Below are 24,698 nucleotides of genomic sequence, written 5' to 3'. Positions count from 1 at the left end.
TGGCCGGCAACGCATCGCGGCGCCGCCCCCCTCGGGCGGCGCCGGCGAATCACAGGTAGCTGTTCAGTACATCGTCGACGAAGCCTTCGGCGCGCATCTTGTCCAGCGCGGCCTGCAGCTTCTGCACCACTTCGTCGGGGGTTTCCCTGTTCAGCGCCAGGAACAGCTGGTCGCTGTTGAAGCGCAGCACCGTCTTCAGGCCGCCGACGCCGACCTGCTTGGCCAGGTAGCGCCCGGCCGGGTCGCCGCTGGCCCAGAGGTCGATCTCACCCTTCTGCAGCTTGCCGGCGTTCTCCTGGTCGCGCAGCGCCAGCACCGGCTCGAAGCCGTGCTCGGCGAGGTACCCGGCCATGGCGTCGCCCTTGTAGGCGCCCACCTTGTATTTCTTCGCCTCGTCCAGGCTCTTCAGGGCGATGGGGCTGTCGCCGCGGGCCAGCAGCACCCAGTCGTCCGGGCCGATGGGGCCGACCCACTTGAAGGCGTTTTCCCGCTCCGGCAGCCGTGCGGTGACGAACACGCCGTAGTCCGGCTTCTCCAGCGCCAGCTTGTAGATGCGCTCCCAGGGGAAGCGCAGGGTCATGCTGTACTTGATGCCGGCGCGCTTGTACATCTCCCGGACGATGTCCACGGCAATGCCGTCGATGTTGTCTTCCTGGGCGAAATTCTTGCCGTTGATGGCCATGTTGTAGGGCGGGAAGTTCTCCGTCAGCGCCACCATGCTGTAGTCCGGGGAGATTTCCGCATGCGCTGTGCCGGCCAACAGCAGGGTACTGGCCAGCAGGAGGCGTTTCAGCATCGAGAAGCATTCCTGGTCGAAAACGAAGGCACAGAGCTTACCGCAAGTTTGCCATCATTCGGCCTTGCATCTTTCGGACCGCGTCACGCCTTCCGGAAGCCGTGTCGGAACGCTCTGGCGCGGGCCCCGCGGCCGGCCATGAAAAAGGCCCGGGCCGTCGCGGGACGGGCCGGGCCTGCACAACGGGCGTGCGCCGCGCCGCCTCAGCGCACCACGATGCCGCGGCTGGCCAGGTAGGCCTTGGCTTCCGGCACGCTGTATTCGCCGAAGTGGAAGATGCTCGCCGCCAGCACCGCATCGGCCTTGCCTTCGAGGATGCCGGCGGCCAGGTGCTCGAGGTTGCCGACGCCGCCGGAAGCGATCACCGGCACGTTCACCGCCTCGCTGATGGCGCGGGTCACGCCCAGGTCGTAGCCGCTCTTCACGCCGTCCTGGTCCATGCTGGTCAGGAGGATCTCGCCGGCGCCCAGGCCTTCCATCTTCTTCGCCCACTCCACCGCGTCCAGCCCGGTGGGCTTGCGCCCGCCGTGGGTGAAGATTTCCCAGCGCGGGGTTTCGCCCGGCGCCGAGACCTTCTTGGCGTCGATGGCGACCACGATGCACTGCGAGCCGAAGCGCGCGGCGGCCTCGCCGACGAACTCCGGGGTGAACACCGCGGCGGTGTTGATCGAGACCTTGTCCGCGCCGGCGTTGAGCAGGTTGCGGATGTCCTGCACGGTGCGCACGCCACCGCCGACGGTCAGCGGGATGAACACCTGGCTGGCCATGCGCTCGACGGTGTGCAGCGTGGTGTCGCGGCCGTCGACGCTGGCGGTGATGTCGAGGAAGGTGATCTCGTCGGCGCCCTGCTCGTCGTAGCGCCGGGCGATCTCCACCGGGTCGCCGGCGTCGCGGATGTTCTCGAACTTGACGCCCTTGACCACGCGGCCGTTGTCCACGTCGAGGCAGGGGATGATGCGTTTTGCCAATGTCATGGCTTTCTCCGAAAGCAGCTCCAAGCCATAAGCCTCAAGCTGCAAGTAAGAGCTTGTGGCTTACAGCTTGCCGCTTGCCGCTGCCTTGTCGCAAAGCGCCTGCGCCTCGGCGACGTCCAGGGTGCCCTCGTAGATCGCCCGGCCGGTGATGGCGCCGATGATGCCCGGGGTGCGCGCGTCGAGCAGCTTCTGGATGTCGCCCAGGTTGTGGATGCCGCCGGAGGCGATCACCGGAATCTTCGTGGCGTTGGCCAGGGCGGCGGTGGCTTCGACGTTGCAGCCCTGCATCATGCCGTCCTTGGAAATGTCGGTGTAGACGATGGCGGAGACGCCGTCGGCCTCGAAGCGCCTGGCCAGGTCGATGACCTGCACTTCGCTGACCTCGGCCCAGCCGTCGGTGGCGACGAAGCCGTCCTTCGCGTCCAGGCCGACGATCACCTTGCCGGGGAAGGCACGGCAGGCTTCGCCGACGAATTCCGGCTGTTTCACCGCCTTGGTGCCGATGATCACGTAGCTGACGCCGGCGCGCACGTAGTGCTCGATGGTCTCCAGGGAGCGGATGCCGCCGCCGATCTGGATCGGCAGGTCCGGGTAGCGCCTGGCGATGGCGGTGACCACCTCGCCGTTGACCGGCTTGCCCTCGAAGGCGCCGTTGAGGTCCACCAGGTGCAGGCGGCGGCAGCCACCTTCGACCCATTTGGCGGCCATGGCCACCGGGTCGTCGGAGAAGACGGTGGCGTCTTCCATCAGGCCCTGGCGCAGGCGCACGCAGGCGCCGTCCTTCAGATCGATTGCGGGGATGATCAGCATCGGTTGAACCTGCTCGAATCCAAGTCGTGAATGGGGTCGGGTCAGCTCTTCTCGAGCGCCCACAAGTCGCTTTCGATGCTTTCGAACCTGTCCTTCAGGTGCGCTTGCACATCGAGAATCGCCTTGTTGTAGAACAGCGGGCCGAACTCGCGCATGAAGAAGTCCAGCGCTTCCTCGGCCTCGAAGGAGCCGACGTCCAGCTCGAAACGCTCCTCGAGGAAGCGCTGGATGGCCCGCGCCGCGCTCTGGCGCTGGGCGCCATCGAGCTGGAGGATCGCCGGCTTGTCCTTCTGGCGCGCCATGGCCTACCAGCGGCCGTCCCAGGCGGCGAAGTTCTGCAGCAACTGCAGGCCATGGGTATGGCTCTTTTCCGGGTGGAACTGCACGGCGAAGCGCGGGCCCTCGGCCAGCGCGGCGGTGAAGTCGCGGCCATAGTGGCCGCGGCCGGCGACCTGGCGCGGGTTGCCCGCCTCGATGTAGTAGCTGTGCACGAAGTAGAAGCGCGCCTCGTCGGGGATCTCGTGCCACAGCGGGTGATCGAGGGTCTGCTTGACCTGGTTCCAGCCCATGTGCGGCACCTTCAGGTGCTCGCCGTCCTCGTACAGGTCCTTGCCGAAGAAGCGCACCTGGCCGGGGAACAGGCCGATGCAGTCGACGCCGCCGTTCTCCTCGCTGTGCTCCAGCAGCGCCTGCATGCCGACGCAGATGCCGAGGAAGGGGCGGTCCTGGCTGACTTCACGCACCAGCGCGTCGAAGCCCAGGCGCCTGATCTCGGCCATGCAGTCGCGGATGGCGCCCACGCCGGGGAACACCACGCGGTCGGCCTCGCGGATCACCGCGGCGTCGCTGGTCACCAGCACGCGGCCGGCGCCCACGCGCTCCAGCGCCTTGGACACCGAGTGCAGGTTGCCCATGCCGTAGTCGATGACGGCGACCGTCTGCATTACAGGCACCCCTTGGTCGACGGCATCTGCCCGGCCATGCGCTCGTCCAGCTCGATGGCCATGCGCAGGGCGCGGCCGAAGGCCTTGAACACCGTCTCGATCTGGTGGTGGGTGTTGTGCCCGCGCAGGTTGTCGATGTGCAGGGTCACCTGGGCGTGGTTGACGAAGCCCTGGAAGAACTCCATGAACAGGTCGACGTCGAAGCCGCCGACGCTGGCGCGGGTGAAGGGCACGTGCATCTGCAGGCCGGGGCGGCCGGAGAAGTCGATGACCACGCGCGACAGCGCCTCGTCCAGCGGCACGTAGGCGTGGCCGTAGCGGCGGATGCCCTTCTTATCGCCAATGGCCTTGGCGAAGGCCTGGCCGAGGGTGATGCCGATGTCTTCGACGCTGTGGTGGTCGTCGATGTGCAGGTCGCCCTTGCACTCGATGTCCAGGTCGATCAGGCCATGGCGGGCGATCTGGTCCATCATGTGCTCGAGGAAGGGCACCCCGGTATCGAAACGGGCCTTGCCCGTGCCATCCAGGTCGATGGACACCTTGATCTGGGTTTCCAGGGTGTCGCGCGCGACGGTTGCCTTGCGTTCGGCCATCACCAGCTCCACAGCTAACACTGCACTTAATTATAAGAGGGCCCGCATTATAGGCGCGGCGGGCCCCGCAGGGCTACGGGCGACGGTCGGCGGCGCTGGCCGCGGGCCACCGCTTGTCCGTAAACTGCGCGTCCCCGCCGAGGATGCCGCCATGCCCGTGATCGTCGAACACCTTGCCCAGCCCTCCGCCCAGGACCGCCAGGACCTGGCCAGGCTCTACGCCGAGGCGCCGGCCTGGCTGCTCGCGCCCTTCGCCGATGGCGAGGCCCTGGTGGACGCCGCGCTGGCCGCCGGCACGCTGCTGACCGGGCGCTTCAACGACCGCCTGCTGGGCGCCGCCTGGCTGCGGCGCGACGCCGACGCCTGGCGCCTCTCGCGCCTGTGCGTGCGCCGCGTCACCCGCGGCCGCGGCGTGGCCCGGCGGCTGCTGGAAGAAGCCCAGCGCCAGGCCGTGCTCGCCGGCTGCCCGCTGCACCTGCAGGCCCCGGCCGGGCAGGAAGACGCCGCGAAACTGGCCGGGCACCTGGGCCTGGCCCTGGAATGGACCTGAGCTGCTAGCCTGGGACGGACTGCGCAACCACGAGGTACGAGGCACATGCCTTTCGAAGAGCGCGAACGCGCGGCCCTGCTCGCCCTCAAGGGCGTCGGCCCGACGGTGCTGCAGCGCCTGGAGCAGATGGGCCTGGACAGCTTCGGCAAATTGCGCGGAAGCGATGCGCAGAGCATCCTCGGCGCCGGCGCCGCGCTGACCGGCAGCAGTTGCTGGAAAAACAGCCCGCAGGCCCGCGCCGCCATCGCCGCGGTGCTGCAACGGGCCACCGAGGACGCATGAACGACATCGACAGCCTGGTCATAGGCGCCGGCGCGGTCGGCCTGGCCTGCGCCGCGCGCCTGGCCGCCGCCGGGCGCAGCGTGCTGGTCGTCGAGGCCGAGCGGCTGATCGGCAGCCACACCTCCAGCCGCAACTCCGAGGTCATCCACGCCGGCCTCTACTACCCGCCCGGCTCGCTCAAGGCCGAACTCTGCCTGGAGGGCCGCGAGCGCCTGTACGCCTGGTGCGCCAGCCACGACGTGGCGCACAGCCGCATCGGCAAGCTGCTGGTGGCCGTGGAGGACGCCGAGCTGGGCAAGCTGGAAACCCTCGCCGCCAATGCCCATGCCTGCGGCGTGCACGACCTGCAGCCGCTGGACGCCGCCCAGCTGCACGGCCTGGAGCCGGCGGTGCGCGGCGTGGCCGCCCTGCTCTCGCCGAGCACCGGGATCATCGACAGCCACGCCTACATGCTGTCGCTGCAGCACGCCGCGGAAAACCGCGGCGCGCAGCTGGTGCTGGACACCCGCATCGACAGCCTGCGCCGAGCCGCCGATGGCTGGATCGCCGAGGGCGTCAGCGTCGGCGAACCCTTCAGCATCCAGGCCGCACAGGTGGTCAACGCCGGCGGCCTGTTCGCCCAGCAACTGGCCGCCCGCACCGAAGGCCTGCAAGGCGTGCCGCCGCTGCACCTGTGCCAGGGCCGCTACTTCACCTACGGCGGCCGCTCGCCGTTCAGCCACCTGATCTACCCGATGCCCGAGGCCAACACCGCCGGCCTGGGCGTGCACGCCACCCTCGACCTCGGCGGCCAGCTGCGCTTCGGCCCGGACGTGCGTTACCTGGAAACCATCGACTATCTGGTCGACGAGGCGCTACGCGAGCCCTTCGCCCAGGCCATCCGCCGCTATTTCCCGGGCCTGGACGCCGGGCGCCTGCAGGCCGGCTACGCTGGGATTCGTCCTAAACTGAGCGGCGCCGGGGAACCCGCTTCCGACTTCGTCATCCAAACCGCCGTGGACCACGGCCTGCCGGGCCTGGTCAACCTGTTCGGGATCGAGTCGCCGGGGCTCACCGCCAGCCTGGCCATCGCCGAACGCGTCGCCGCCGCCTGCTGAAGCGGGCGGGCGCATTGATATACTCCCGCCAATTCACCCGCCGCCAGAACAAGGACCCGTCCATGAAAGCGTTCGGCAAGATCCTGGGCATAGCCGTCCTCGCCCTGCTGCTACTGGTAGTCGCCGCCGGCTTCATCCTCACCCATTTCTTCGACCCCAACGACTACAAGGACGAGATCCGCCAGCTCGCCCGCGACAAGGCCAACCTGGAGCTGGACCTGCGCGGCGACATCGGCTGGAGCCTGTTCCCCTGGCTCGGCCTGGAACTGCACGACACCAGCGTGGCCAGCGTGCGCAGCCCGGCCAAGCCGTTCGCCGACCTGCAGCTGCTGGGCCTGTCGGTGCGGGTGCTGCCGCTGCTGCGCCGCGAAGTGCAGATGAGCGACATCCGCGTGCAGGGCCTGACCCTGACGCTGAACCGCGACAAGGCCGGCAAGGGCAACTGGGAAGACATCGGCAAGCCGGCCCAGCCTGCCGGCGCCACTCCCGCCACGCCGGCCGGCCAGGCCAGCGCGCCCGCCGAAGCGCCCAAGGCGCCGGCCGAAACCGCGTCCACGCCGATGAAGCTGGACATCGACAGCCTCAACGTCAGCGGCGCGCGCATCGACTACAGCGACGAGCAGAGCGGCAAGCAGTACACCGTCGAAGGCCTGGACCTGAACACCGGCGCCATCCGCGAAGGCAGCAGCATCCCCTTCAAGCTCAACGCCTACCTGGGCACCAACCAGCCGGTGACCCGCGCCAAGACCGAGCTGACCGGCAACCTGCGCTTCGACCGCGCGCTCAAGCGCTACCAGCTGGAAGACGCCAAGCTCTCCGGCGAGCTGGCCGGCGACCAGCTGCAGGGCCGCACCGCGACCTTCTCCGCCCAGGGCCAGCTGCTGCTCGACCAGGCCGCGCAGGTCGCCGAATGGAACGGCCTGAAGCTGTCGATCAACCAGTTGCGCGCCCTCGGCGAGCTGAAGGCGCGCAACCTCGACAAGGAGCCGCAGTTCACCGGCGGCCTGTCCATCGCCCCGTTCAACCTGCGCGAATTCCTCGACGGCCTCGGCCAGAAGCTGCCGGAGATGGCCGACGGCAACACCCTGACCAGGCTGGAACTGGCCGCGCGCCTGGACGGCAGCCGCAACGCCGTCAATCTCAGCGACATCCAGCTCAAGCTCGACGACAGCAGCTTCAGCGGCAGCCTGGGCCTGGCCGACATCGCCAGGCAGGCCGTGCGCGCCCAGCTCAGCGGCGACAAGCTCAACCTCGACCGCTACCTGCCGGCCAAGGCCGCCAAAGGCGCCGAGGCGGCCAGCGCCAGCCGCAAGGCGGAAGTCGACGCCACCGTCGCCAGCGCCACCGGCAAGGGCGACAGCCCGCTGCCCAACGCCCCGACCCAGCAGGCCTGGAGCGACGCGACTCTGCTGCCGCTGGCCAAGCTTCGCACGCTGGATCTGGACCTTAACCTGAATCTCGGCCAGCTCACCCTGGACAAGCTGCCGATCGAGAACGCCGTGCTCAAGCTGCGCGGGCAGAACGGCCAGTTCAGCCTCGACGACATGCGCGGCGAACTCTACGACGGCCGCTTCAACGCCAAGGCCAGCCTCGACGTGCGCCAGGACGTGGCGCTGCTGGCGGCGCAGAAGCACATCGAAGGCGTGCCGGTGGAGAAACTCCTCGAAGCCCGGGGCCAGAAGCCGCCGGTCACCGGCCTGCTAAACCTGGACGCGGACATCACCACCCAGGGCAACAGCCAGAAGGCCTGGATCGACAACCTGAACGGCAAGGCCAACTTCAAGCTGAGCAAGGGCGTGCTGCTCAACGCCAACCTGGAAGAGCAGCTGTGCCGCGGCATCGCCACCCTCAACCGGAAGAGCCTGAGCGCCGAGCACGGCGGCAAGGACACCCCCTTCCGCGAGCTCAACGGCAGCCTGACCTTCCACAACGGCGTGGCCAGCAACCCCGACCTGCGCGTCGCGGTGCCCGGCCTGACGGTGAAGGGCGACGGCGACCTCGACCTGCGCGTGCTGGGCATGGACTACCGCGTCGGCGTGATCATCGAAGGCGACAAGAGCGACATGCCCGACCCGGCCTGCGAAGTGAACAAGCGCTACGTCGGCATCGAATGGCCGCTGCGCTGCCGCGGCCCGCTGGAACTCGGCGCCAAGGCCTGCCGCCTGGACCAGGAAGGCATCGGCCGCATCGCCGGGCAACTGGCCGGGCAGCGCCTGAACGAGAAACTCGAAGAGAAATTCGGCGACAAGGTCAGCCCCGACCTGAAGGACGCCCTGAAGAACCTGCTGAAGAAGAAATGACCCCCGAACGCTTCAATACCGCGGTCCTCGACTGGTACGACCGCCACGGCCGCCACGACCTGCCCTGGCAGCGCGACATCAACCCCTACCGGGTGTGGGTGTCGGAAATCATGCTGCAGCAGACCCAGGTAAGCACCGTGCTGGGCTACTTCGACCGCTTCATGGCGGCGCTGCCCACGGTCGCCGACCTGGCCGCAGCGCCCGAGGACGAAGTCCTGCACCTGTGGACCGGGCTGGGCTACTACACCCGCGCGCGCAACCTGCAGAAGACCGCGAAGCTGGTGATGGAGCGCCACGGCGGCGAATTCCCCCGCGACCTCGAGCAGCTCACCGAGCTGCCCGGCATAGGCCGCTCCACCGCCGGGGCCATCGCCAGCATCTCCATGGGCCTGCGCGCGCCCATCCTCGACGGCAACGTCAAGCGCGTGCTGGCCCGCTACCTGGCCTGCGACGGCTACCCGGGCGAGCCCAAGGTGGCGAAGCAGCTGTGGGAAGCCGCGGAACGCTTCACCCCGCACGCGCGGGTCAACCACTACACCCAGGCGATGATGGACCTGGGCGCCACCCTCTGCACCCGCAGCAAGCCCAGCTGCCTGCTGTGCCCGTTGCGCGAAGGCTGCCGCGCCCACCTGCTCGGCCGCGAAAGCGCCTACCCGGTGCCCAAGCCGCGCAAGGAGCTGCCGCAGCGGCGCACGCTGATGCCGATCCTGGCCAACCGCGAAGGCGCCATCCTGCTCTACCGCCGCCCGTCCACCGGCCTGTGGGGCGGCCTGTGGAGCTTCCCGGAACTGGACGACCTCGCCCAGCTCGACCCGCTCGCCGCGCAGCACGCCCTGCGCCTGGGGCAGCGCCACGAGCTGCCCGGCCTGACCCATACCTTCAGCCACTTCCAGCTGGCCATCGAGCCCTGGCTGGTGCGCGTGGAGGACGCAGACGGCGGCGTGGCCGAGGGCGACTGGCTCTGGTATAACCTGGCCACCCCGCCGCGGCTCGGTCTCGCGGCCCCGGTCAAGAAGCTGCTCAAACGGGCAGCCGACGCGTTGAATGCAGGAGAGATGACATGAGCCGAATGGTGATGTGCCGCAAGTACAAAGAAGAGCTGCCCGGCCTCGATCGCCCGCCCTACCCCGGCGCCAAGGGCCAGGACATCTACGAGCACGTGTCGCGCAAGGCCTGGGACGAGTGGCAGAAGCACCAGACCATGCTGATCAACGAGCGCCGGCTGAACATGATGAACGCCGAGGACCGCAAGTTCCTCCAGGCCGAGATGGACAAGTTCCTCTCCGGCGAGGAATACGCCCAGGCCGAGGGCTACGTCCCGCCGAGCGCGTAAGTTTCGGTATTAACTGAAAATTTTTTCGCGGCACGCTTGACACCCCAAACGAAAACCCTTTTAATGCGCGCCACGTTGCCCAGGTAGCTCAGTTGGTAGAGCAGGGGATTGAAAATCCCCGTGTCGGCGGTTCGATTCCGTCCCTGGGCACCACATACTAGTCCCGAGAGTTCTCTAGCAGTCTCGGAACCCCAAGAAAACCGGCCTCTGAGCCGGTTTTTTTGTTTCTACCGATCCCAAGCGATCCCTTGTAAGCCCAAAACTTTGTGAGTAGATTCGTGAGTAGACGCAGTTCGGTCATGAATTTCTACTCACACCCGGATGCCTATCCGGCGCCCGGTGTGGCTTTCCGGGGATATCCGTGCCTCTCACCGACTCCGCAGCCCGTACCGCCAAGCCCCGCGAGAAGCTTTACCGCCTCGCTGACACCCTGGGCCTGAGCCTCGAAATCCCTCCCACCGGCAGTAAGCTCTGGCGCTTCCGCTACCGCTTCGCCAGCAAGCCAAAGATGATCAGCCTGGGTTCCTACCCGGCCGTCACGCTCGCCAAGGCCAGAGAATTGCGCGACGTTGCACGATCACAGGTTGCTGCTGGGGTAGATCCGTCCAAGCACAAGCAGGCCGAGAAACGCGCCAGAGAGGCCGAGGCGTACACCTTCGAGAAACTGGCCAACGAGTGGTACGCCTACAGCGCCCCTCGATGGGCAGACGCCACCGCCTACAAGGCCCGCCTGTACCTGAACAACGACATCATCCCTGGCATCGGCAAGCGCCCGGTGGCCGAGATCACCCGGCCCGATCTGGTGGAACTAGTGCGCAAGGTCGAAGCCCGGGGAACCCTGAACGCCGCCGGCAAGATCCGGCAGTGGCTCAACCAGATATTCCGCTTCGGCCTGGCCAAGGGGGTGGCCACCACCAACCCGGCCACCGACCTCGACGTGGTGGCCGCGCACGCGCCCCAGGTGAAGCACCACCCTCACGTCCCGCTGGCAGAGCTCCCCGAGCTGCTGGAGAGGCTGGCCGGGGCCAGGTGCGATCAGCCCACCAAGATAGCTATTCGCCTGCTGGTGCTGACCGGCGTGCGCCCCGGCGAGCTGCGCCAGGCACCTTGGAATGAGTTCGATCTGGACGCCGCCACCTGGACCATCCCAGCGGCCAGGATGAAGGCCAGGCGCCCGCACATCGTCCCGCTACCCACCCAGGCCGTGGACCTGCTGCGCGACCTGCAGGAGATCACCGGCCGGTATGACCTCGCCTTTGCCGGCAAGGCAAACCCCGGTCGCCCGCTGAGCGAGAACACTATCAACAAGGCGCTCAGGATCATCGGCTACGAGGGGCGGCAGACAGGCCATGGCTTCCGGCACCTGATCAGCACCGAGCTGAACAGCCGCGGCTACAACCGCGACTGGATCGAGCGCCAGCTCGCCCACGGTGACGCCGACGAGATGCGCGATACCTACAACCATGCCCACTACCTCGAGCAGCGCCGGGAAATGATGCAGGCTTGGGCGGATGCAATCGACGCAGTCTGCACAGGCGGCCGAGTTGTCGGAATTAGGACTGGTTCTAGATGAGCAAGAAGCCCAATCTTCCCCGCCACAAGAGAGCCAAAATGGCCTTCACCTTCGAAGGCGGAGATATTGAGACCAAGGACCTCTCCGAGATAACCGAAAGCCTAATCATCCAGTTCGCCAGGATGGCGATATCTGACGATCCAATGCTTAGAGCTCAGGGATTGGAGCGAATTAAAATGGTGGCCGAGCTTTGTATCGCAGGACAGTTCTACCTAGCAGACCAAGCTCCCAAGTCCAAGAAAAGCCGAAGCACAGTTGAGTCAGACGAAGGCCGAACCAGCGTCACAGAAATCATCAAGGGGCTTGCATCTAAAAAGGATTCGCTAGGGGACTACCTGAAGCCAAGCGAGCTATGGGGAGAGTACGTCTCCGTTCTGGATGAACTTGGGTTATGCCCCAAAGAGGACAAGCTAGAGGTAACGTTTGAAGGAGGGAAAACTACAAAAGACTCCTTCCGTGCAACTCTATCCAGAATCCGAAAGCACACACGCGTCGACTAAAAGCGAAACATAGCCGGGCTACCGTTCGTTCGCCGGAAATATCTAGCCATCGCTCCCAACCAGCCCCAAGGAGGGTAGTGCGATGGCAGACAATGCAACCCAGCCCCAACGCTTCATCCGCATCAAAGAGGTGCTTTCCATCACCTCGCTCAGCAAGTCGGATCTCTATCGTCGGATCGCGGACGGCACCTTCCCCTCTCAAGTAAAACTTGGCCCCATGACCACGGCTTGGCAGGAAAGCGAAGTACGTGCCTGGATGGACGCGCGTATCGCCGAGAGGAGTGCCGCCTGATGCTTGCGCTCATCTCCCCTCGGAGCTACATTGGTGCCGTCACGGTAAATCCCGTGGCCGACCTTGGCCGGTCGAACTTCTCTAGGCGCACAGGCGCCCTCCATCCGAAAGCAGGCGCTTTTTTTGTGCCCGCAGTTTCGTGTTATGGCGGCTGTGCGTGGGACACCTTCGGGTGTGCCGGGTTCCTAGAGTCCCGGTCGGCCAACCCGCGTACAGCTGCCACCCTCCAATCGCTTGGCCGCGATCGGTGGCAGCTCCTCAACTCTAGGAGCTACACCATGCACACCCGCAATCCGTCTAAAGCACGCGCCGCCGCCCATCGGGCCATGGCCCTTGCCGCACTCCGTAGCAATTCCTCCCTCTCCGTCCGCCTGGCTCGCTACAACCACCACCGCGCTATCCAGCGCGCCCTTGAAGCCCGGCCCAACGCCTGCGATTGGCTGGAGAACCTGGAAGGGGATGCCTGGGCCGATGCCTGCGAAGAGATTGCCGCCGCTCTGAGAGCCCGCGCCCTGGAAGCTCAGGAGGTGGACCATGCATAGCCTCACTCGCCTCTCCGGCCGGGTCGGAAATAACCTTGTCGGCGCCGGCCTTGCGCTTGAAACGCTGTGCAATCTGCTAACCGCTCATCGCTCCAAGTACAACTTGGAAGAGCGCGATATCGATGGCCTGAACCAAGCAGTGCTGACCATCTCGGCCTACGTCATGTCCGCTGGATACGACCTCTGCGAGGCAGCAGAAGCAGAGCAGGAGGCGAGCCATGTGTAACCTCAAACTCGTTCCCAAGAAGCCTAAGCCCACCGCCGAGCAACTGAAAGAGATGCTCAAGGACAGAGCGCGCACCATTGATGGTGAACAGTGGATTTCGATTCGTGACCTGAATGCGGCTATCCGCCTGATCATGGGGGATGAGCAATGAACGCTATCACTGATTTCGAGCTCGAGTCGGCGCTGGCAGCCTCGCGCGCAAGTTTTGTAGTTCGAGCCTTCGATCACCAGGGCCGAATTCTTGCCGAATATGGCCCGATTCTTGGCGTTCACGCCATGCGTCAATTGGCTGATCAGGTTAGCGAGGAGAATCCGGATTGCCATCTCACCATGTGCCGCATGCGTGCCAACCACCCCATCGTTCAAGCGAACATTGCTGAAAGCAAAGGCGGTGCTCAATGAATGCGTCCGTAAAGATTCAGCGTCTCAACGCAATCCCAACCACTCTGAAAGAGACCTACCCCAAGGCCCAGAAGAATCGTTTGCGCTTCAAAAAACCGCAAAAGCGCGGCGGCGATTTCTTCACCCTCCCCTTCGTTGGCAAGGATCACGGCCAGTTCAGCTACTGGGATGTCCCACTGACAACCGATTTCTTGGTCGGTACCTATCTCGGCAGCGCTCTTGCTGGCATCTACCTCAACTACATCCAGCGCTCTGAAAACGTCATCAAGCATTGCTTGCTTGGCGATATCGCAGAGGCCTGGGCGGAAAAGTCTCGCTCGTGCACACAGTCTGAGCTCGAAGGGCTGCGCGGCCAGATCAAGGGCTTCATAGGCAAGGTTAATCCCTGCCAGATCGAAACCTCTTGGCCCGGCGCCGCTGAAGCAAATGCGCCGCGGAGCGATGGGCAGTGGCTCGCCGAGGCCAACCGCTGGCTGGCGTTGGGAAGTGACGATGCGCTGCTCGCCCTCGTGAAAGCCTCCGAAAAGCCGGCCAAGGAGTAACAGCCATGACGATGAAAAACGGCGCCTGCGCGCCGACGGGATCGGCTTACCCGAAGAAAGCCACCGAGCTGTTCGACGTGTCCCATCCGCAGGCCACCCGGGCGTTGCTCGGGCCGTTCCTGAGCGTGGCCGATGCCAAGTGCAGCCGCACTGTCATGCACAGTGCTGGTGCGGTGGTGACGTCGTCTCTGGTCGAGCACCTGGACGACCTTACCTACTGGCATGAGGTGAACAACGGGCAGGTTTTCCGGGCCTTCGCTGACGTCCGGGAGGTGGCCCATGGATAACGTCACGCCGATGAAGCACAAGGGAAGCGGCGAGCAGCCTGCCCATATCGACAGGACCAGCTATGTGCTGCTGGTGGATACCTTGATCGGCTTTATGCAACTGCGAATTGCCGAGGGCGACGCCGGCCGTCATTGCGATGAACTGGATCGCCTCATTGGCCAACTGGATCGCCTCGCTGATCGCTTCACGCCGCCGAAGGGGGTCGCATGACGGACGCATCGATTCTCTTCCGCGATGCCCTTCAAGGCGTGTTCGGCAAACTGGACTGGCTGCCTGCCGCCGATGGAAGCATTCACCGTTTCCACGTCCAGGGCGACAGGACGGGCAGTCTCAACGGATGGTATCTGCTATTCGCGGACGGCATCGCATCGGGGTGTTTCGGTAGCTGGAAGGCCGGCGAGGTTCACCATTGGAGTAACCGTGGCGAGGTAACAGCCCTCGAAGCCGAGCAGATGCGCCAGCGCATCGAGCAGGCCCGGCGCCAGCGTGAAGCCGAGCAGCGCCAGCGCCAGCAGCAGGCATCCGAATACGCTGGCTGGCGCTGGGACAGTGCCCGGCGCGCAGATCCTACTCACTCCTACCTGCAGGCCAAGCAGGTTCGCTCCTACGGCCTGCGCCAGCACCGGGACGAACTGCTGGTGCCGCTCTACCTGGACGGCGTGCTGGTGAACCTGCAGCGCATCGATGCCGGCGGCGGCAAGCGCTTCTTGCGCGGTGGCCGCATCACCGGCTGCTATTCACCTCTCGGCAACTTCACCCCGGGGCGCCGGCTGTACGTGTGCGAGGGGTGGGCGACCGGCGCCAGCATTCACGAAAGCAGCGGCAGCCCCGTCGCCTGTGCGATGAACGCCGGCAACCTCAAGCCAGTAGCTCTGGCCCTTCGTGCGAAGTACGGCGACCTGATGGAACTGGTTATTGCCGGCGACGACGATCGCCAGACGCCAGGTAATCCAGGCCGCACTTCGGCAACCGCAGCCGCCTTAGCTGTGGGTGCGATGGTCACGTTCCCCGACTGGCCTGATGCCGCGCCGATCCATTTGACCGACTTCAACGATCTGGCCAATTGGAGCGCTGCCCATGAGTAAAGTCCTGACGCTCAAAGCTGAGAGCCCCATCCAGGAGGCTATCCACAGCCTCAAGAACGATGCTGGCGCGTTGTACGCGCCAGCGATCCTGGAGCAGCTTCGACAGATGCGTGGGAAGGATCCTGCAGCGTTCGCTCGACTGCGTATCCAGGTCAAAGAAACCAAGATGCTGAGCATGTCGGAGTTCGATCGCCTGACCGCTCCAGGGGAAGCAGAGAGCGAGGCAGCAAACTCCGACATCTTCGCCGAGGTCGAGCCATGGGCCGATCCCGTGGATGGGGCAGACCTGCTGGATGACATCACCCATGCCCTCGCCCGCCATGTGATTGCCGACAAGGAGACGCTGCGAGCGGCCGCACTATGGGCAACCTTCACCTGGTTCGTCGACGTGGTTCAGGTGGCTCCCATCGCCAACATCACAGCCCCGGAGAAGCGCTGCGGCAAGTCCATCCTGCTCACCGCCCTGGGCAAGCTGGCGAATCGCCCCCTGCAGGTATCCAACATCGCACCGGCCGCCCTCTTCCGGTCCATCGAGTTGTGGTCGCCAACCCTGCTGATCGATGAGGTGGATGCTTTCCTGTCCGCTCACGATGATGCCCGAGGCATCCTCAATGCTGGCTTTACCCGGGACAGTGCAATCGTCATCCGTTGCGTGGGCGACGATCACATGCCAACCCCGTTCAATGTCTGGGGCGCCAAGGCCCTCTGCGGTATCGGCAAGATTGCCGACACCCTGGCCGACCGTAGCGTGCCCTTGCGCCTGCGTCGCCGCACTCCAGGCGAGAACGTGGAGAGCCTGCGCCACTCCGATCCGGTCTTGTGGGGGCGGCTGCGCTCGAGGCTGGCGCGCTTTTCCCTCGATGCTGCTGCGTCGATCAGCAAGGCCAGACCCACCCCCATCAACGGCTTGAACGACCGCGCCAACGATACCTGGGAACCGTTGCTGGCCATCGCTGATCTGGTAGGTGAGCACTGGCCAAAGTCGGCCCGCAATGCCGCCATCACGCTCCACGGCCTGGAAGGTGAAGCGCCAAGTATTGGCGCCGAACTGCTGGCCGATGTGAAAGCCATCTTCGACGACAAGAAAGCCAGCAAGATCTTCAGTGCCGATCTGCTTGAAGCCCTGGTCGCAGACGAGGAAGCACCGTGGGCCACCTGGAACAAGGGCAAGCCTATTTCACCTCGGCAATTGGCGAACAGGCTGGCTGACTTCGGCATCAAATCCGGAACAGTTCGCCAGGGCTTCGACACCAAGAAAGGCTATTCCCTGGATCAGTTCCGTGACGCCTTCGATCGATACCTTTCCAGCGTCGCACCCTCTACAAGCGTCACACCGCCACAAGCCAGTAACGGCGCGGCATCCAGCGATTTTCAAAGCGTCACACACCCCAGCAATGTGACGGATAAAAAGCCGCTGAAAGCCACGGCTGACACGGGTTGTGACGATGTGACGGATAGAACGCCTATTCAGCCAATGGAAGAAGGAGAAGAACTTCCGCAGTGGGATGACACCGACAAGGAGGAGTTCTGATGGGTGCCGCTATCGACTTCCTCCATGACCATGGGCTCAGCGCCAAGGTGAATGGCAAGCGTCTGGTCGTTTCACCGGCCTCAAGACTCACCCCGGACGTTCGCCAGTACATCAAGGTGCACCGCCTGGAGTTGTTGGCGGAGTTGGCAGCCAACGATGGACAGGAACGCCGCAGCCATTGGCAGATCACTCTTGGCGGGAAACCTCTCTGTATCATGATCGGGGAACCGATGACGGAGGCAGAGGCACTCGAGGCGGCAACCTGGCGCTGGCCCGGGGCGGAGGTTCGTCATGGCTGAGTCCTTCGAAGATCGCGTTGAAGCAACCGCTCGGATGCTCCTCGCCTCCTGCCGCGAACAGGGGATCATTCTTTCAGGTGATCTACGAGTGACCGAGGCTGACGCCGCTGCGCTGCTCAACATCGCACCTGGCTATCTGAAACAGATGCGAACAGGCGACGGGAGCGCACCGAGGCATTATCGAATCCCAATGTCGGGTTGCCAGGTTAGCTACCGGCTGCGGGACATCGCCGTGTGGATAGAAATAGGCGCCGAGTAAGTGCGCGTTAGCTGATGTACTTCCACGTCAGTTGGCGGCATGGTTCCAAGGCCGCAAGGACGCGACCATTTCTCCAGCATCTTTTCCTGGAGAACCCCATGCGCGAGCTCGTCCTTTCTCAATTCACCAAGGCGCTTCTGGCTAACCGCGGCAATCGCCAGACCGCTCTGATGGTGAGCAGAACCCTCTACGGCCACTCCAGCGTCGTGGTTCGCCTGCTGGAGAAGGCCGTTGTCACCACCGGCGATCTACATGCTGATCCTGACTTCCGCTCCGCTGGGCGGGCATTCATCGAGCTTGTTCAAACTCGCTCCCTGATCGGCAAAATCAACGCGATCTCTCCCTTCCGCGCGATCCCTGCGAAGACCCGAGTGCTGGCGCAAACTGAGAGACCGGTTGCTTACTGGACTGCCCAGGGCCAGCCGAAGATGGCCACTCACACTGCCTTCGAGCAGAAGCGTCTCGACTCGAAAAAGATCACCGGACTGCTGGTGCTGACCAACGAACTCCTTGAAGGCCAAGGCGCAGCTTTCGAATCCGCGGTGAGCAATGATCTGGTCAATCCGGTCGCTGCTCTTGAAGGCCTTTCCTTCTTGGATCCAACCAGCGCAGGTGGCATCGACTCTCCTGCTTCGATCACAAACGGAGTCGCTCCGGTCCCGTCATCTGGCAGCGATGCCGATGCCGTTCGAGCAGACATCCACGCACTCTTTTCCGCCTTCGATGGCTCGCTCGAAACCGCAGTGATCGCCATGCATCCAGAGACCGCCCTTGAGCTGTCGATGATGCAAGCGTCGCTTGGCGAGACCAGTCTGACTGTGCGAGGTGGTGAGCTGTTCGGTGTCCCAGTTGTGACTAGCGACTCAGTACCTAAGGACTCCAACGGCGCTCTGGTGGCTCTGATCGATCCAGCAGGCATTCTCCTCACCGACGAGGGTGTCGATATCCTTCAATCCAATATCACCACCATCCAGGTAGACGATGGGCAAGGTGGTACTGGGTACCTTCCGCTCTGGCAGAACAACCTCACCGCCGCCCTGGCCGAACGCTTCCTGAACTGGGAAGTCGCCCGGGCTGGTTCTGTTGCCTGGCTGTCCGGCGTTCAGTGGGGTGCGTAATGCGTACCGCTGCAGATCGAGCCGAGGAGCTCGTAAAGAGGATCGGAGCCCAAGCGAAGGAAGCCTCTGCGGGCGGAGCGAAGGAAGCCTTCGGCCTGGCAACCGCTGCGATTCTGAGCGGGCAGTTGATCAAGGCCCTGGAGCGCATCGAGCGCCTGGAAGGCGATATCAAGCTCCTGACCGAGCTTCTGGCGAGCGTGGAGAACAAGCGATGAGCGACCACCCCGTTATGTCTCCGCCGCTAGCGGCACGTCTAGCTGAGTTGAAAGAGTGCGGCATGGACCTGCAGGTGGTCATCGCGAAGCCTGATTACCTAACAGTCCTTGTCAGGAACGGCGATCCCGATCCGTTTCTGGTGACCATATCGATCGATTCACTCCCCAAAATCACGCACTGAGGAATGCTCATGGCTTCGAAAAGTCTAGGAACCCTCACACTCGATCTGATCGCCCAGGTTGGCGGTTTCGTTGCTGGCATGGACAAGGGCGGACGCAGCGCTGAGAAGTGGCGCAAACAGGTTGAGAAAAGCGCCGCTGCGGCCGGCAAGGCCATTGGAGCCGCCTCGGCTGTGGCGGTTGGTGCTGGCGCCCTCTGGATCAAGTCAACCGTCGAAACAGCCAATGAGATTGCCAAGCTGGCCGCCGTATCGAACGCCAGTAACACCGAGTTCCAGAAGATGGCCTATGCGGCTCAGACGGTCGGCATCGAACAGGATAAGCTCGCCGATATCTACAAGGACGTTAATGACCGCGTGGGTGAGTTCCTGGAAACTGGCGGCGGTCCGATGCTCGACTTCTTCAAGAACATCGCTCCCTACGTCGGTGTCACTGCGGACCAATTCCGCAACCTCTCTGGCCCGCAGGCTCTCGGACTGTACGTCAAGAGCTTAGAGAAGGCTGGGCTTTCCCAGCAGGAAATGACCTTCTACCTTGAGGCGATGGCTAGCGACACCACCTCCCTCATTCCGCTGCTGCGCAATGGCGGCAAGGGTATGGCCGATCTCGCTGACCAGGCAGACAACCTGGGCATCATCCTGGATGATAAAACCATCAAGGGCGCCCAGCAGTTCAATCGAGATCTGGATACCTTCGGAAAGATCTCCGGCGGTGTCGGTCAGAAGGTGGCAGCAGAACTGCTGCCGGAGCTCACTCAGCTCACCACCTTGCTGAAGGATCCTGACACTGCCGAAGCCGCCAGCAAGCTGGCGAAGGCCATTGTCACCATCACTACCGGCACCATTGATGCGGCCAAGGGTACGGTCGATTTCATGGGATGGGTAGGCGATAGCATTGCAGCCTCAATTACCGGGCCGGCGCTGGATGACATCGTGCGCATCGAGGATCGACTCGACAAATTGAAGAGTCACGCTGCTCTTTTCGAGAAGGGTGGACAAGCAGTGCCGCAGTCCATCCTGGCGGAAATCGACGAACTCAACGCCAAGCGAAAGGTCGCTGTCGAACTTCAGGAGCAGCAGGCTAAAGCCTCTGCCGCGGCTCAAAAGGCCGCAGAAGCCCAGGCCGCTGCCGAGAAGAAAGCCGCCGAGCAGCAGTCTGCAGATGCCGAAAAGGCTCGAAAGCAACGGGAAGAGCAGCGCAAGCTCGAAGAGGCCGCCGCTGCGGCAAAGAAAGAAGCCGAGAGGCTGGCTAAAGAGGCTGAGCGCGAGGCCAAGCGAGTTGCTGACGAAGCCGCAGCGGCGGCCAAGCGTAGGGCCGAGGCAATCGCCGATGAAATCACCAACCTGGAATACCAGGTGAAGACTCTGGGGATGTCTACCGACCAGGAGAAACTCTTCAAGCTGGCGACTGAAGGCGCCACTGAGGCCCAACTTGAAAGAGCGAAAGCAGCCCTCGCGACCGCCGACGCCTTCGACAAGCAGAAGAAGGCGCAGGAAGACTACAGGTCTCTGGTGTCCTCACTGCGCACGGAAGAAGAACAACTCACCGACCAGCTCAAAGAGCGTCTGAAGATCATCGAGTCGATGCCATCGCTGCCGGAAGGTGAGCGGCGCAAAGAGACCAATCGAGCCATCGATGCCGCATTTCCGGATGCTCCGAAATATGGCGGTATCGATGCCAATGTTGGTGGGCCGGCCGGGGAACTAATGAAGGTCGACGATGCGCAGAAGCAGCTCGAAGATTGGTATGCAACTCAAATGGAGATGCTCAGCAAATTCCGGGAACAGCGCGCCGACCTCAATTCCGAATGGGATGAGCAAGAGCTTGAACTCAAGCGCCAGCACGAAGCCGCATTGGCCAACATCGAGAAGAACCGCCAGCTTGTCCAACTCGCCACAGCAGAAAGCACCTTCGGCAGCCTGGCGGAGATGGCCAAGTCCTATGCCGGCGAATCCTCGGGGATCTACAAGGCAATGTTCGCCGTAGAGAAGGGCATCGCCATTGCCCGAGCTGCCGTCGCCATTCAGGAGGGTATCGCCTTGGCCGCCGCGAATCCTTTCCCCCTGAACCTGGCAGCGATGGCCACGGTAGCGGCAGAGACAGCCAGCATAGTCGGGAACATCGCTGCCATCGGCTTGGATGGCTTTGAGGTTGGTGGCTATACCGGCAATGGTGGAATTCATGACGTCGCAGGCTTCGTCCATGGGAAAGAATTCGTCTTCGATGCTGCGTCCACTGCAAGGATTGGCGTGGGCAATCTAGAGGCGATGAGGTCAGGAAAGCTGGATGCATCCATCAGCAAGGCAAGCACAGCGATAGCCGAGACCAACAATGACAACCGCACTACCAGCATTAATGTAACCGTCGCGCTGCCCGGCGGCGGCTCGACCAAAGAACAAAGGGCTAGCGGGGCGAAAATCGGGCGCCAGATCGCTCGCGCAGTCGATGCGGCCGGGAGGTATAGCTAATGGCCAGACTCCGGACACTGAAGCCGCGCCTGCAGGAGTTCAAGGGCAGGGAAGTTCGTAGCCTGCCAACCCCATCAGAGAAGCGCACCACCGGCCGCAAGCGCCAAGAGATGCGACTCAGGGTTTGGACCAAGGCAATGGCCTTCTGCGCTGGCTGCGGCAGGACCTGCGACTACGATAGTTGGCACATGGATCACGTCATTCCGCTGTGGAAGGGTGGTGATGACTTGGAGAGCAACATGCAGGTGCTCTGCATCCCTTGCCATGCTGACAAAACGGCAAAGGAGGCCGCAGAACGGGCCATGGTCATCCTCTGATCAGGGGGGTGGGGTAACTTTCAAAAGGACAATTGACAGGACCCCGCGTGCCCCCCCATTCGCAGATTAAATCCCCCTTTTGAGCCCCGGTTAACCTCGGCGTTAATCAGCAAATGGAGTTAACGACCAGCCCGAAGCCAGCGTAGCGTCTGGGCTTGAGCGGATTTTGAATATCGTTTGAATTCGTTAACTTAACCTTGCCAATCTAGCTATACCGATAGACCAATGCTTACCGGCATCCACCGATCACACCAGCAGTGGGTATGGCTTTCGGCGAGGCTTCATCTTACTGTTCATGCGGCGCTTTACTGGCTGCTGGCGCTGAACCGCAGGAGCGAGTCCATCAATTCGCTCATCCCACTCGGACTCCAACCACCGCTTATAGGCCTCGGTGCTATAGAGAACCTTCCGGCCCTGCCTCATCCAAACGCTGTCAGGAATCTGCTTTCGGAACCGCCTAGTTCGAAGCGCGGCCAGAGTCGTTCCGAGGTGCTCGGCCATTTGCGCTTCGGCCAAGAACCTCTCCCCGCCAGTCCAGTCCCTGGATAGTCCATCAAGCAGGTCAGCAAGCCGCCCCACGCTCTCAGCAAGAGCACTGATTTGTGAACGGATGGCCCTCAGTTCGCCGGCTATGGGGCTAGACTCGATCATCAGCATCCACCCTTCCGCAACCTTCACTATATCCAGCAGGATCACTCATCCATTCGGTGATATCCGACTGCCGCCAAGCTACCGAGTTTGGGCCGATCCTCACCTGTTTCGGAAACGAGCCTTCGCGAACCCGACGATACAGGGTGTTCTTGCCCAGGCCGGTGGTATGGAGCACCTCATCGAGGCGCATGAAGCGATCAATCATCACGTAATTCATCGACCTCGCACCTCAAAATTGACCTACCGATGCCACTCCGATATCAATGCCTTCTCAGCAAGGAGGCATTCATGGATATCAACATAACCGCAATCTGGCGCTGGTGCAGAAACCTAGCGCTTCCGGCCCTCACCTTCATAATCGGCATGGTGATAATGATCACGCTAGGTCGACTGCAGTCGGCTGACGGGCCAATGCTATTTCTTGGAAACATGGCGCAGTCGTTATTTCCATGGACGCCACTCATTCCATTCGCCGGCCTGTGTTGGGCGGCGTATGCGATATGGGCGATCTGGCGCTGGGAGAATGGCGAACGAGATGGCCCATGCCAGAATTGTGGAGGGCCGATGTCGAGTCATACTGGGCGCTATGGGGACTATAGCGTCTGCAAGATGTGCGGATCGAAGAGAGAGGGTTGGCACTGAGTCCGTATAGGGCGGGCCATGTCCGCTCTGCTGCAGATTCTGCGCTATCTGAGGTGTTACGGACCTGCGATACTCCGCGCCTTGATCAGCAGAACAGCCAAGATGCCCTACCGAAGACCTCGAACTACAGATGCGCGAAGCCCTGGGCATAGTCACGGCGAGAAAGAAGACGACAAAGGACGCCAGCAGGCCGGTTGGCGGCTACCTGGTGGTCTTGAGCGTGAGGGGCGATAGCGGCCCGGCGTTCCGCTTCGAGCACCGCTCGCGGAGCATCAGCCGGACCGAAGCGATACTGGCTGCCGAGAAGCAGGCCAAGGAGCAGGGGCTGCGGCCCTGGGCGCTGCTGGACGTCGAGCAGTTCTGACTCGTACCACCCTTGCAAACAATGCCAATTGCGCCCAAATTGACTATTGGAACGGCGCAAGCATAATGTCGCCGCCAAAAGCTTGTCATCAGCCATAGAGAGGAGGGACGCATGAGATACAGCACCGCGCTTGACGTCCTGAAGGCTCATTGGGACTTCAAGCTTCCAGTCGACCCCATCGCCATTGCCGAGAAGATGGGCATTGAGGTTCAGGCAGGTTCGCCGCTTGACCGCGAAAGCGGCCATTACAGCTATCGCGATGGTGATCCGCTGATTACCTACAATCCTGCTGATTCCGCAGTACGCCGTCGCTTCACGGTAGCTCATGAGATCGGGCACCATATAAATGGCGATGTTGACGCCCCGCGTGATACCGACAAGCAGATGAGCGCTAGCGTGCGCGACCCTAGAGAGGTTGCGGCAAACCGCTTTGCCGCATCGCTTCTGATGCCCGCCGCCTTGGTGAAGCACATGATTTTCGAAGAGAAGGTTGCCGATCTTAAAAAGCTGGCCGCTACCTTCGGTGTTTCGACCGCCGCAATGGAATATCGCCTGAGAAACCTCGGCATCCTATGAGCAACGACAACCAGGGATTGGCCGAAGGCGAAAGCTCCGTAGATCCAAAAATCCTTCAGAACTATCTGAGAAAGGAAATTTGGCGCTTCGAATGGGAGCAGAAGCTGGCCCGGCGAGCCATGCAGTTGGTTGGTTTTTTCTACCTTATGCTGGTTGGGTTCATCTTCCTCGGTAATGGTCGCTTCGTCTTTGGGAAGTGGTATGTCGTGCTCAGCTTTAAGTCCCATGCAGCCACTGACATTCCGATCATTTTGGCTTTGGCATCTATACCAACAGTCCTGCTCATAGCTTTGATGCGTTACTTCCACCATCGGGAGAAAGCATCAGAGGGGCAGGACTCGCCGCTGCCATTGAGCATGCAAACGGCAAAGGACCTTCTCGACATTATGAAGGACCAAAAGTAGTAGCCCGCAGCGGGGCTTTGCTATCTCTTCTTCGCGCGCAATCGGCTCCACCAGCGCCTCAGAAATGAACTCCGCATTCTCGATCAGCGTCTCCAGGTGGAGCTTCACGGCGTCTGAGGTCTCGGTGGAACCTCGTTGCTCAACCCAGATCGCCAGTTCTTCGACAGCCGAGCCGATGGCGTTGATGTTCAGGCTTAGGCGGTAGAGCGGGGCGGGGAGAAGGGAGTCGGCCATGGGAACCTCCAGAGCAGGGAATTCAGCTTAGGCCGGAAACGAAAAGGCCGCACTCAATGGCGCGGCCTTGTCCTGATAGCTGCTGTCTTCCCAGCTCCAGGGCAGGGAAAATTTACCAAAACGAGTAGGACGGTCAAGGGAGGGCGAAAAGCCCAGCGGGCGCGGGGCTTAGGGCCATGCTTAGTGATGACTTCGGCTGGCGCCGCGCTTCTCCAAGTCGGTGAACAGCATGGACTTCACCAGCGATGAGATGATGTCGCGCTCCATCAGGGCGCTCGCGTGGTCCTTACGGTCATCGATCACAACCATGA

36 protein-coding genes and 1 tRNA gene are annotated in these 24,698 nt (G+C 62.9%); 28 read left to right on the top strand and 9 right to left on the bottom strand.

Annotated features, from left to right (window positions below; translation table 11 throughout):
- Positions 1-49: 49 nt before the first annotated feature.
- The 6 genes from CHC02_RS27365 to hisB all read right to left on the bottom strand — a co-directional run bounded on the left by CHC02_RS27365 (position 50) and on the right by hisB (position 4,117).
- Positions 50-796, bottom strand: coding sequence for a substrate-binding periplasmic protein (locus tag CHC02_RS27365; protein WP_089394538.1), 747 nt, complete (start codon positions 794-796; stop codon positions 50-52).
- A gap of 203 nt (positions 797-999) precedes the next feature.
- On the bottom strand, positions 1,000-1,770 hold the full coding sequence (gene hisF / locus CHC02_RS27360; protein WP_089394554.1) for an imidazole glycerol phosphate synthase subunit HisF: 771 nt from the start codon (positions 1,768-1,770) through the stop codon (positions 1,000-1,002).
- Positions 1,771-1,830: 60 nt separating this feature from the next.
- Entirely contained in the window at positions 1,831-2,580 is a 750-nt protein-coding gene (gene hisA, locus CHC02_RS27355) for a 1-(5-phosphoribosyl)-5-[(5-phosphoribosylamino)methylideneamino]imidazole-4-carboxamide isomerase (protein ID WP_089394537.1), read from the bottom strand.
- A 41-nt stretch (positions 2,581-2,621) separates the two neighbouring features.
- Entirely contained in the window at positions 2,622-2,882 is a 261-nt protein-coding gene (locus tag CHC02_RS27350) for a DUF2164 domain-containing protein (RefSeq protein ID WP_089394536.1), read from the bottom strand.
- Positions 2,883-2,885: 3 nt separating this feature from the next.
- Positions 2,886-3,524, bottom strand: coding sequence for an imidazole glycerol phosphate synthase subunit HisH (hisH, locus tag CHC02_RS27345; protein WP_089394535.1), 639 nt, complete (start codon positions 3,522-3,524; stop codon positions 2,886-2,888).
- The gene (hisB, locus tag CHC02_RS27340; protein ID WP_089394534.1) at positions 3,524-4,117 is read right to left on the bottom strand and encodes an imidazoleglycerol-phosphate dehydratase HisB; all 594 of its coding nucleotides are present in this window, start codon (positions 4,115-4,117) and stop codon (positions 3,524-3,526) included. Before hisB ends, hisH begins: the two co-directional genes overlap by 1 nt.
- A 151-nt stretch (positions 4,118-4,268) precedes the next feature.
- On the opposite strand from hisB, the gene CHC02_RS27335 reads away from it, so the two are divergent.
- The 26 genes from CHC02_RS27335 (at position 4,269) to CHC02_RS27225 (ending at position 21,516) form a co-directional block, all read left to right on the top strand.
- Entirely contained in the window at positions 4,269-4,667 is a 399-nt protein-coding gene (locus tag CHC02_RS27335) for an acetyl-CoA sensor PanZ family protein (RefSeq protein ID WP_089394533.1), read from the top strand.
- Positions 4,668-4,712: 45 nt separating this feature from the next.
- Positions 4,713-4,949, top strand: a complete 237-nt coding sequence (locus CHC02_RS27330) for a Pathogenicity locus (RefSeq protein ID WP_089394532.1) — start codon at positions 4,713-4,715, stop codon at positions 4,947-4,949.
- Positions 4,946-6,046, top strand: a complete 1,101-nt coding sequence (locus CHC02_RS27325; protein ID WP_089394531.1) for an NAD(P)/FAD-dependent oxidoreductase — start codon at positions 4,946-4,948, stop codon at positions 6,044-6,046. The genes CHC02_RS27330 and CHC02_RS27325 overlap by 4 nt, the downstream gene beginning before the upstream one ends.
- 62 nt (positions 6,047-6,108) lie before the next feature.
- Positions 6,109-8,346 (top strand): AsmA family protein, encoded by a 2,238-nt coding sequence (locus tag CHC02_RS27320; RefSeq protein WP_089394530.1) that lies wholly within the window; start codon positions 6,109-6,111, stop codon positions 8,344-8,346.
- Positions 8,343-9,410: an A/G-specific adenine glycosylase gene (mutY, locus tag CHC02_RS27315; protein WP_089394529.1), complete on the top strand. Its 1,068-nt coding sequence runs from the start codon at positions 8,343-8,345 to the stop codon at positions 9,408-9,410. Before CHC02_RS27320 ends, mutY begins: the two co-directional genes overlap by 4 nt.
- Positions 9,407-9,679: an oxidative damage protection protein gene (locus tag CHC02_RS27310; RefSeq protein ID WP_089394528.1), complete on the top strand. Its 273-nt coding sequence runs from the start codon at positions 9,407-9,409 to the stop codon at positions 9,677-9,679. Before mutY ends, CHC02_RS27310 begins: the two co-directional genes overlap by 4 nt.
- Positions 9,680-9,756: 77 nt before the next feature.
- Positions 9,757-9,832: transfer RNA gene (locus CHC02_RS27305), tRNA-Phe, on the top strand.
- Between the two features lie 208 nt (positions 9,833-10,040).
- Positions 10,041-11,252, top strand: a complete 1,212-nt coding sequence (locus tag CHC02_RS27300) for a tyrosine-type recombinase/integrase (protein WP_089394527.1) — start codon at positions 10,041-10,043, stop codon at positions 11,250-11,252.
- The gene (locus CHC02_RS27295; protein ID WP_139210254.1) at positions 11,249-11,752 is read left to right on the top strand and encodes a hypothetical protein; all 504 of its coding nucleotides are present in this window, start codon (positions 11,249-11,251) and stop codon (positions 11,750-11,752) included. Before CHC02_RS27300 ends, CHC02_RS27295 begins: the two co-directional genes overlap by 4 nt.
- A gap of 82 nt (positions 11,753-11,834) precedes the next feature.
- On the top strand, positions 11,835-12,044 hold the full coding sequence (locus tag CHC02_RS27290) for a helix-turn-helix transcriptional regulator (RefSeq protein ID WP_089394525.1): 210 nt from the start codon (positions 11,835-11,837) through the stop codon (positions 12,042-12,044).
- Between the two features lie 278 nt (positions 12,045-12,322).
- Entirely contained in the window at positions 12,323-12,586 is a 264-nt protein-coding gene (locus CHC02_RS27285) for a hypothetical protein (protein WP_089394524.1), read from the top strand.
- Positions 12,579-12,812 (top strand): hypothetical protein, encoded by a 234-nt coding sequence (locus CHC02_RS27280; RefSeq protein WP_089394523.1) that lies wholly within the window; start codon positions 12,579-12,581, stop codon positions 12,810-12,812. Before CHC02_RS27285 ends, CHC02_RS27280 begins: the two co-directional genes overlap by 8 nt.
- The gene (locus CHC02_RS30320; RefSeq protein WP_167364860.1) at positions 12,805-12,963 is read left to right on the top strand and encodes a hypothetical protein; all 159 of its coding nucleotides are present in this window, start codon (positions 12,805-12,807) and stop codon (positions 12,961-12,963) included. Before CHC02_RS27280 ends, CHC02_RS30320 begins: the two co-directional genes overlap by 8 nt.
- Positions 12,960-13,214, top strand: a complete 255-nt coding sequence (locus CHC02_RS30105) for a hypothetical protein (RefSeq protein ID WP_139210253.1) — start codon at positions 12,960-12,962, stop codon at positions 13,212-13,214. The genes CHC02_RS30320 and CHC02_RS30105 overlap by 4 nt, the downstream gene beginning before the upstream one ends.
- The gene (locus CHC02_RS27275) at positions 13,211-13,756 is read left to right on the top strand and encodes a hypothetical protein (protein ID WP_089394522.1); all 546 of its coding nucleotides are present in this window, start codon (positions 13,211-13,213) and stop codon (positions 13,754-13,756) included. Before CHC02_RS30105 ends, CHC02_RS27275 begins: the two co-directional genes overlap by 4 nt.
- Positions 13,757-13,761: 5 nt before the next feature.
- Positions 13,762-14,043, top strand: coding sequence for a hypothetical protein (locus CHC02_RS27270; RefSeq protein WP_089394521.1), 282 nt, complete (start codon positions 13,762-13,764; stop codon positions 14,041-14,043).
- Positions 14,036-14,254, top strand: coding sequence for a hypothetical protein (locus CHC02_RS27265; RefSeq protein WP_089394520.1), 219 nt, complete (start codon positions 14,036-14,038; stop codon positions 14,252-14,254). The genes CHC02_RS27270 and CHC02_RS27265 overlap by 8 nt, the downstream gene beginning before the upstream one ends.
- Positions 14,251-15,129, top strand: a complete 879-nt coding sequence (locus tag CHC02_RS27260) for a toprim domain-containing protein (RefSeq protein ID WP_089394519.1) — start codon at positions 14,251-14,253, stop codon at positions 15,127-15,129. Before CHC02_RS27265 ends, CHC02_RS27260 begins: the two co-directional genes overlap by 4 nt.
- A complete protein-coding gene (locus tag CHC02_RS27255) occupies positions 15,122-16,660 on the top strand; it encodes a DUF3631 domain-containing protein (RefSeq protein WP_089394518.1) in 1,539 nt (512 codons plus the stop codon). Before CHC02_RS27260 ends, CHC02_RS27255 begins: the two co-directional genes overlap by 8 nt.
- Entirely contained in the window at positions 16,660-16,959 is a 300-nt protein-coding gene (locus tag CHC02_RS27250) for a hypothetical protein (protein ID WP_089394517.1), read from the top strand. Before CHC02_RS27255 ends, CHC02_RS27250 begins: the two co-directional genes overlap by 1 nt.
- Positions 16,952-17,218 (top strand): hypothetical protein, encoded by a 267-nt coding sequence (locus CHC02_RS27245; protein WP_089394516.1) that lies wholly within the window; start codon positions 16,952-16,954, stop codon positions 17,216-17,218. Before CHC02_RS27250 ends, CHC02_RS27245 begins: the two co-directional genes overlap by 8 nt.
- Before the next feature lie 98 nt (positions 17,219-17,316).
- Positions 17,317-18,336: a phage major capsid protein gene (locus tag CHC02_RS27240; RefSeq protein ID WP_167364859.1), complete on the top strand. Its 1,020-nt coding sequence runs from the start codon at positions 17,317-17,319 to the stop codon at positions 18,334-18,336.
- On the top strand, positions 18,336-18,551 hold the full coding sequence (locus tag CHC02_RS27235) for a hypothetical protein (protein WP_089394514.1): 216 nt from the start codon (positions 18,336-18,338) through the stop codon (positions 18,549-18,551). Before CHC02_RS27240 ends, CHC02_RS27235 begins: the two co-directional genes overlap by 1 nt.
- A complete protein-coding gene (locus CHC02_RS30100; protein WP_139210252.1) occupies positions 18,548-18,733 on the top strand; it encodes a hypothetical protein in 186 nt (61 codons plus the stop codon). Before CHC02_RS27235 ends, CHC02_RS30100 begins: the two co-directional genes overlap by 4 nt.
- 9 nt (positions 18,734-18,742) lie before the next feature.
- Complete coding sequence (locus tag CHC02_RS27230) at positions 18,743-21,199, top strand: phage tail tape measure protein (protein WP_089394513.1); 2,457 nt, start codon at positions 18,743-18,745, stop codon at positions 21,197-21,199.
- Complete coding sequence (locus tag CHC02_RS27225) at positions 21,199-21,516, top strand: HNH endonuclease (protein ID WP_089394512.1); 318 nt, start codon at positions 21,199-21,201, stop codon at positions 21,514-21,516. Before CHC02_RS27230 ends, CHC02_RS27225 begins: the two co-directional genes overlap by 1 nt.
- A gap of 246 nt (positions 21,517-21,762) precedes the next feature.
- Here CHC02_RS27225 and CHC02_RS27220 read toward each other — a convergent pair whose 3' ends face one another.
- Together CHC02_RS27220 and CHC02_RS27215 are read right to left on the bottom strand one after the other, a co-directional pair.
- Positions 21,763-22,173 (bottom strand): hypothetical protein, encoded by a 411-nt coding sequence (locus CHC02_RS27220; protein WP_089394511.1) that lies wholly within the window; start codon positions 22,171-22,173, stop codon positions 21,763-21,765.
- On the bottom strand, positions 22,154-22,384 hold the full coding sequence (locus CHC02_RS27215) for a helix-turn-helix transcriptional regulator (protein ID WP_089394510.1): 231 nt from the start codon (positions 22,382-22,384) through the stop codon (positions 22,154-22,156). Before CHC02_RS27215 ends, CHC02_RS27220 begins: the two co-directional genes overlap by 20 nt.
- Before the next feature lie 555 nt (positions 22,385-22,939).
- Here CHC02_RS27215 and CHC02_RS27210 point away from each other — a divergent pair.
- Positions 22,940-23,173, top strand: coding sequence for a hypothetical protein (locus CHC02_RS27210; protein ID WP_089394509.1), 234 nt, complete (start codon positions 22,940-22,942; stop codon positions 23,171-23,173).
- Between the two features lie 111 nt (positions 23,174-23,284).
- Positions 23,285-23,749 carry an ImmA/IrrE family metallo-endopeptidase gene (locus CHC02_RS27205; RefSeq protein WP_089394508.1) on the top strand — a complete coding sequence of 155 codons (465 nt, stop codon included), beginning with the start codon at positions 23,285-23,287 and terminating at the stop codon, positions 23,747-23,749.
- A 323-nt stretch (positions 23,750-24,072) separates the two neighbouring features.
- On the opposite strand, the gene CHC02_RS30865 is transcribed toward CHC02_RS27205, so the two are convergent.
- A complete protein-coding gene (locus tag CHC02_RS30865) occupies positions 24,073-24,387 on the bottom strand; it encodes a hypothetical protein (RefSeq protein ID WP_341845160.1) in 315 nt (104 codons plus the stop codon).
- Positions 24,388-24,698: the final 311 nt, after the last annotated feature.

It is taken from the genome of Pseudomonas delhiensis, from assembly GCF_900187975.1.
GTDB classification, from domain to species: domain Bacteria; phylum Pseudomonadota; class Gammaproteobacteria; order Pseudomonadales; family Pseudomonadaceae; genus Pseudomonas; species Pseudomonas delhiensis.
Note: the sequence above shows the minus strand (reverse complement) of the source record. Positions and strands in the feature narration are given on the sequence as shown.

What these genes read in the sequence shown, in the direction of transcription:
- CHC02_RS27235 (WP_089394514.1), top strand. Translation starts at nt 18,336, where the DNA reads ATGCGTACCGCTGCAGATCGAGCCGAGGAGCTCGTAAAGAGGATCGGA.
- CHC02_RS27270 (WP_089394521.1), top strand. Translation starts at nt 13,762, where the DNA reads ATGACGATGAAAAACGGCGCCTGCGCGCCGACGGGATCGGCTTACCCG.
- CHC02_RS27210 (WP_089394509.1), top strand. Translation starts at nt 22,940, where the DNA reads ATGCGCGAAGCCCTGGGCATAGTCACGGCGAGAAAGAAGACGACAAAG.
- CHC02_RS27230 (WP_089394513.1), top strand. Translation starts at nt 18,743, where the DNA reads ATGGCTTCGAAAAGTCTAGGAACCCTCACACTCGATCTGATCGCCCAG.
- hisF (WP_089394554.1), bottom strand. Translation starts at nt 1,770, where the DNA reads ATGACATTGGCAAAACGCATCATCCCCTGCCTCGACGTGGACAACGGC.
- CHC02_RS27250 (WP_089394517.1), top strand. Translation starts at nt 16,660, where the DNA reads ATGGGTGCCGCTATCGACTTCCTCCATGACCATGGGCTCAGCGCCAAG.
- CHC02_RS27325 (WP_089394531.1), top strand. Translation starts at nt 4,946, where the DNA reads ATGAACGACATCGACAGCCTGGTCATAGGCGCCGGCGCGGTCGGCCTG.
- CHC02_RS27255 (WP_089394518.1), top strand. Translation starts at nt 15,122, where the DNA reads ATGAGTAAAGTCCTGACGCTCAAAGCTGAGAGCCCCATCCAGGAGGCT.
- CHC02_RS27265 (WP_089394520.1), top strand. Translation starts at nt 14,036, where the DNA reads ATGGATAACGTCACGCCGATGAAGCACAAGGGAAGCGGCGAGCAGCCT.
- CHC02_RS27220 (WP_089394511.1), bottom strand. Translation starts at nt 22,173, where the DNA reads ATGCTGATGATCGAGTCTAGCCCCATAGCCGGCGAACTGAGGGCCATC.
- hisA (WP_089394537.1), bottom strand. Translation starts at nt 2,580, where the DNA reads ATGCTGATCATCCCCGCAATCGATCTGAAGGACGGCGCCTGCGTGCGC.
- CHC02_RS27330 (WP_089394532.1), top strand. Translation starts at nt 4,713, where the DNA reads ATGCCTTTCGAAGAGCGCGAACGCGCGGCCCTGCTCGCCCTCAAGGGC.
- hisH (WP_089394535.1), bottom strand. Translation starts at nt 3,524, where the DNA reads ATGCAGACGGTCGCCGTCATCGACTACGGCATGGGCAACCTGCACTCG.
- hisB (WP_089394534.1), bottom strand. Translation starts at nt 4,117, where the DNA reads ATGGCCGAACGCAAGGCAACCGTCGCGCGCGACACCCTGGAAACCCAG.
- CHC02_RS27310 (WP_089394528.1), top strand. Translation starts at nt 9,407, where the DNA reads ATGAGCCGAATGGTGATGTGCCGCAAGTACAAAGAAGAGCTGCCCGGC.
- mutY (WP_089394529.1), top strand. Translation starts at nt 8,343, where the DNA reads ATGACCCCCGAACGCTTCAATACCGCGGTCCTCGACTGGTACGACCGC.
- CHC02_RS27285 (WP_089394524.1), top strand. Translation starts at nt 12,323, where the DNA reads ATGCACACCCGCAATCCGTCTAAAGCACGCGCCGCCGCCCATCGGGCC.
- CHC02_RS27215 (WP_089394510.1), bottom strand. Translation starts at nt 22,384, where the DNA reads ATGAATTACGTGATGATTGATCGCTTCATGCGCCTCGATGAGGTGCTC.
- CHC02_RS27290 (WP_089394525.1), top strand. Translation starts at nt 11,835, where the DNA reads ATGGCAGACAATGCAACCCAGCCCCAACGCTTCATCCGCATCAAAGAG.
- CHC02_RS27365 (WP_089394538.1), bottom strand. Translation starts at nt 796, where the DNA reads ATGCTGAAACGCCTCCTGCTGGCCAGTACCCTGCTGTTGGCCGGCACA.
- CHC02_RS30100 (WP_139210252.1), top strand. Translation starts at nt 18,548, where the DNA reads ATGAGCGACCACCCCGTTATGTCTCCGCCGCTAGCGGCACGTCTAGCT.
- CHC02_RS27225 (WP_089394512.1), top strand. Translation starts at nt 21,199, where the DNA reads ATGGCCAGACTCCGGACACTGAAGCCGCGCCTGCAGGAGTTCAAGGGC.
- CHC02_RS27280 (WP_089394523.1), top strand. Translation starts at nt 12,579, where the DNA reads ATGCATAGCCTCACTCGCCTCTCCGGCCGGGTCGGAAATAACCTTGTC.
- CHC02_RS27205 (WP_089394508.1), top strand. Translation starts at nt 23,285, where the DNA reads ATGAGATACAGCACCGCGCTTGACGTCCTGAAGGCTCATTGGGACTTC.
- CHC02_RS27260 (WP_089394519.1), top strand. Translation starts at nt 14,251, where the DNA reads ATGACGGACGCATCGATTCTCTTCCGCGATGCCCTTCAAGGCGTGTTC.
- CHC02_RS30865 (WP_341845160.1), bottom strand. Translation starts at nt 24,387, where the DNA reads ATGGCCGACTCCCTTCTCCCCGCCCCGCTCTACCGCCTAAGCCTGAAC.
- CHC02_RS30105 (WP_139210253.1), top strand. Translation starts at nt 12,960, where the DNA reads ATGAACGCTATCACTGATTTCGAGCTCGAGTCGGCGCTGGCAGCCTCG.
- CHC02_RS27320 (WP_089394530.1), top strand. Translation starts at nt 6,109, where the DNA reads ATGAAAGCGTTCGGCAAGATCCTGGGCATAGCCGTCCTCGCCCTGCTG.
- CHC02_RS27240 (WP_167364859.1), top strand. Translation starts at nt 17,317, where the DNA reads ATGCGCGAGCTCGTCCTTTCTCAATTCACCAAGGCGCTTCTGGCTAAC.
- CHC02_RS27245 (WP_089394516.1), top strand. Translation starts at nt 16,952, where the DNA reads ATGGCTGAGTCCTTCGAAGATCGCGTTGAAGCAACCGCTCGGATGCTC.
- CHC02_RS27275 (WP_089394522.1), top strand. Translation starts at nt 13,211, where the DNA reads ATGAATGCGTCCGTAAAGATTCAGCGTCTCAACGCAATCCCAACCACT.
- CHC02_RS27335 (WP_089394533.1), top strand. Translation starts at nt 4,269, where the DNA reads ATGCCCGTGATCGTCGAACACCTTGCCCAGCCCTCCGCCCAGGACCGC.
- CHC02_RS27295 (WP_139210254.1), top strand. Translation starts at nt 11,249, where the DNA reads ATGAGCAAGAAGCCCAATCTTCCCCGCCACAAGAGAGCCAAAATGGCC.
- CHC02_RS27350 (WP_089394536.1), bottom strand. Translation starts at nt 2,882, where the DNA reads ATGGCGCGCCAGAAGGACAAGCCGGCGATCCTCCAGCTCGATGGCGCC.
- CHC02_RS30320 (WP_167364860.1), top strand. Translation starts at nt 12,805, where the DNA reads ATGTGTAACCTCAAACTCGTTCCCAAGAAGCCTAAGCCCACCGCCGAG.